The 3,420-nt window shown below is 62.3% G+C and carries 4 protein-coding genes and 1 pseudogene; all 5 read right to left on the bottom strand.

Annotated features, from left to right (window positions below):
- A partial coding sequence (locus tag ENZ74_RS26165; protein ID WP_281059730.1) for an ATP12 family protein occupies positions 1-348 on the bottom strand: 348 nt, incomplete at its 3' end.
- Positions 349-359: 11 nt separating this feature from the next.
- Positions 360-1,277 carry a DMT family transporter gene (locus ENZ74_RS26160; protein ID WP_063168065.1) on the bottom strand — a complete coding sequence of 306 codons (918 nt, stop codon included), beginning with the start codon at positions 1,275-1,277 and terminating at the stop codon, positions 360-362.
- A 2-nt stretch (positions 1,278-1,279) separates the two neighbouring features.
- Positions 1,280-2,260, bottom strand: coding sequence for an RluA family pseudouridine synthase (locus ENZ74_RS26155; RefSeq protein ID WP_024505072.1), 981 nt, complete (start codon positions 2,258-2,260; stop codon positions 1,280-1,282).
- Between the two features lie 62 nt (positions 2,261-2,322).
- Positions 2,323-2,697, bottom strand: a complete 375-nt coding sequence (gene crcB / locus ENZ74_RS26150; protein ID WP_063168066.1) for a fluoride efflux transporter CrcB — start codon at positions 2,695-2,697, stop codon at positions 2,323-2,325.
- Between the two features lie 76 nt (positions 2,698-2,773).
- Positions 2,774-3,420, bottom strand: a pseudogene (locus ENZ74_RS26145) (hypothetical protein); the annotation flags it as partial.

Genomic DNA, 3,420 nt, shown 5'->3' with positions numbered 1-3,420 from the left:
GATATCCTCCAGCACCGCCTGCGGGTCGCTGGCGACGCCATCGATGGCCGTGTTGACGAGGCGCATCACCGGCATCTTCACCGGATCGATGGTCTCGCTTTGGGCGGCGAACTCGTCGGCGACGAGCGCGGCTGCTGCCTCGGTCGGCAGCACCAGCAGCGCCTTGCCCGGCGTCCGCACCGGCTTGCCGTCGAGATGCACGGCAAAGCCATTGTCGATAGGTGCCACAGAGGCGGCCTTGTAGAAGCGTTTGGGCAGAGGCGTCTTCATCTGGATCTGGGCGCGGCGCACAGGATCCGGGTCGGAGAGATACTTGCCCGCTTCGAGGTCGTTGAGGATGTCACGCATGAAGGTCTCTCTTACACCGGCGTCAGCTTGCGCGCCGGCCGGTTGACGATGATCAGGCCGGCGGCAATCAGGCCAAGTGCCAGGAAAATGCGCATGGTCAGCGGCTCATTCAAGAACATGGCTCCGCACAGCACGCCGAAAACCGGCGACAGGAAGGTGAAACTGGACAGGCCTGACGCCGGATAGCGCCGCAGCAGCCAGAACCACAGCACATAGGTGAAGGCGACGATGTAGACCGCCTGGAAAAGCAGCGCCAAGGTCGGCAGCACGGTCGGGTCGCGAACGGGCGGGCCGGCGAGAGGCAGCACCAATACGCCCACGATCGCTGCCCCGGCGAGCTGGTAAAGCAGCAGCTTCTCGGCGCTCGCCTCGACCAGCTTCGACCGCTTGATGAGGATGTTGGTCAAAGCCCAGAAGAATCCGGAGCCAAGGCTCAGCAGATCGCCGAACAGCATGTCTCCGCCGCCGCCAAGCTTGTCGGAAAACACCGCGGCAAGGCCGGCAAAGGCCAGCAGCAGGCCAAGGAATTTTCTCAACGTGATCTGCTCGCCGAGCAGGAAATGGCCGCCGAGCAGCATCCAGAACGGCATGGTGTTGACCAGCAGCGTGTTGCGGGCAACGGTCGTATGCTCCAGGCCGACATAGAGGCAAAGGAACTCGATGCCGAAAAGCGCGCCAACCAAGATGCCGGCGAGCAAGGTCCCGTCGCGCGTGAAAAGCGCGATGCCGCGCCACCGGCACCAGGCAAAGACACACATGCCGCCGATGATCGAGCGCGCGATCGACAGGAAAACCGGATCATAGCCAGCGTAGGAGATCTTGGCGGCGACGTAATTCAGCCCCCAGGAAAAGGTCAGCCCGACCATGATCGCGGCGGCGGCCAGGTCGACCGTGTCGCGCCGGTCGAGCGCGTCGGTGGCGCCGCTCACGATCAGTCCTCCGCGCTGGCGTCGTCGAAGCCGATCAGGTTCCAGCTCTGGCGCATATGCGGTGGCATTGGCGCCGTGACATCGATGACGCCCTTGTCGGGATGCGGAATGATGATGCGGCGGGCGTGCAGATGCAGGCGGTTTTGAATGCCCCCGGGAAAGTCCCAATTGGTGTCGGCCTCGAAATATTTCGGATCGCCCAGGATCGGGCAGCCGATGTAGGCGGCATGAACGCGAAGCTGGTGGGTGCGGCCGGTATAAGGCTCCATCTCCAGCCAGGTCATCGTCTGCGCCGCCTGCTCGATGATCCGGTAATAAGAGACGGCGTGGTCGGCGCCCTTTTCGCCATGCGCGGCGACCCGCACGCGGTCACCGTCCGGCGTCGGCTCCTTGATCAGCCAGGTCGAGATCTTGTCCTCGCGCTTGGGCGGCACGCCCTTGACCAGCGCCCAATAGGTCTTCTTGGTCTCGCGGGCGCGAAATGCTTCCGAGAGCTTCATGGCGGCCAGTCGGGTGCGGGCGACGACCAGCACGCCCGAAGTGTCGCGGTCAAGCCTGTGAACCAGTCTGGGCTTCTCGCCCTTCTGGTTGCGCCAGGCCTCCAGCATGTCGTCGACATTGCGGGTGACGCCCGAGCCGCCCTGCACCGCAAGGCCCGCCGGCTTGTTGAAGACGAAAACCTTAGGGTCTTCATGGATCAGCATTTTCGACAGGACATCGGCATCGCCCTGGTTGCGGATCGAGTGGCCGGTCAGCGCACTCTCGCCCTTCTTGTCAACCTCGAGCGGTGGGACGCGAACCATCTGGCCGGGCTCGACACGGGTGTCGGCCTTGACCCGGCCGCCGTCGACACGGATCTGGCCGGAGCGCAGAAGCTTCTGCAAATGGCCGAAACCAAGGCCCGGGAAATGGGTCTTGAACCAGCGGTCGAGCCGCATGCCCGCCTCGCCGGCTTCCACCGTGATCTGTTCAACGCCTGCCATGTTTTTTGTCGCTTATCCGTTTCCCGAGCCAAGCTCGGCCTGTTCTTGGCGCGGCAATAGCACTAAGGCAGGCTTCTTGCGAGCCAAAGTCCCAGAAACAGGGCGATAATGGCGCCAATGACGCTGGCAAGGGCATAACCCAGCGCAGGCAGCGTGGCTCCCCGCTCCCACAGCGTCGCGAAATCGAGCGAAAAGGCTGAGAAGGTGGTGAAGCCGCCAAGAATGCCGGTGGCAACGAACAGCCTGACCTCGTTCGATCCGCCACGGCGCATCATGGAGGCGATGAACAGCCCCATGGCGAAGGAGCCGATGACGTTGATGGCCATCGTGCCCCAGGGATAGTTGGGGCCGACAAAACGCAGCGCGCCGATGTTGGTAAGGTGACGAATCCCGGCACCGATGCCGCCACCGAGGAAGACGAGAAACAGATTGAACATGACCGTTTACTGCCCCCGCAGGGCTGCCCGGTCAATCCCTCGTTGTGGGCGCAACCGCACGGACCAGCCGAGCTCGTCACCACTCAGGCGTTGCCCATCCCGGATATTTTTTCCTGAACTCGTTATAGAGGTCATCGATCTCCGTTTTGCCGATAGGGCGCGCCTGTTCGTAGAGGTAGCCCTTGACGTCGCCGGACAGCTGGTACGCCGCGATGCGCCTGTATGCTGCGCCGATGCCTTTGCCCTCGACAATGTATTGGTCCGGTATCGAGACACAGAGCTGCGCACCCGGCTGCAGATGGGTAACGGGCGGATCGGTCACGACAACGTATTTGGACTTCAACGCCGCCGGTCTGAATCGATCGCGACTATCGACCTGACAAGCCCACTCGATGCGAGGGTAAAGGTCCTTGTCCATTTCATAGAGCAATGAGTCGCTCATGATCCCGCTGGACGCAAATACCGACAACCGGTCCCCAGGTCCCATCTTTCCAAGAAGGTCATCGATAAGACGCCTGTATTCTGGAAGATTGTCGAGTTGCAGCGGGAGCGTGGCTTCCCTGGCAAAGACGTAGCTGATCGGTGACAGCACCTGGCGGCCAATTGGGAAAAAAGTACCGAAAAACGCCAGCACGGCGGCAACGGCTATCGCGGCGTTCGACCATCGCGATCTCAGCGCCGGCATCGAAACGATCGCAACGATTGCCTGGGCGTAGGCAGGAA

Origin of the sequence: Mesorhizobium sp. M7A.F.Ca.CA.002.15.2.1 (genome assembly GCF_003998715.1) — a bacterium.
Taxonomy (GTDB): domain Bacteria; phylum Pseudomonadota; class Alphaproteobacteria; order Rhizobiales; family Rhizobiaceae; genus Mesorhizobium; species Mesorhizobium ciceri.
Note: the sequence above shows the minus strand (reverse complement) of the source record. Positions and strands in the feature narration are given on the sequence as shown.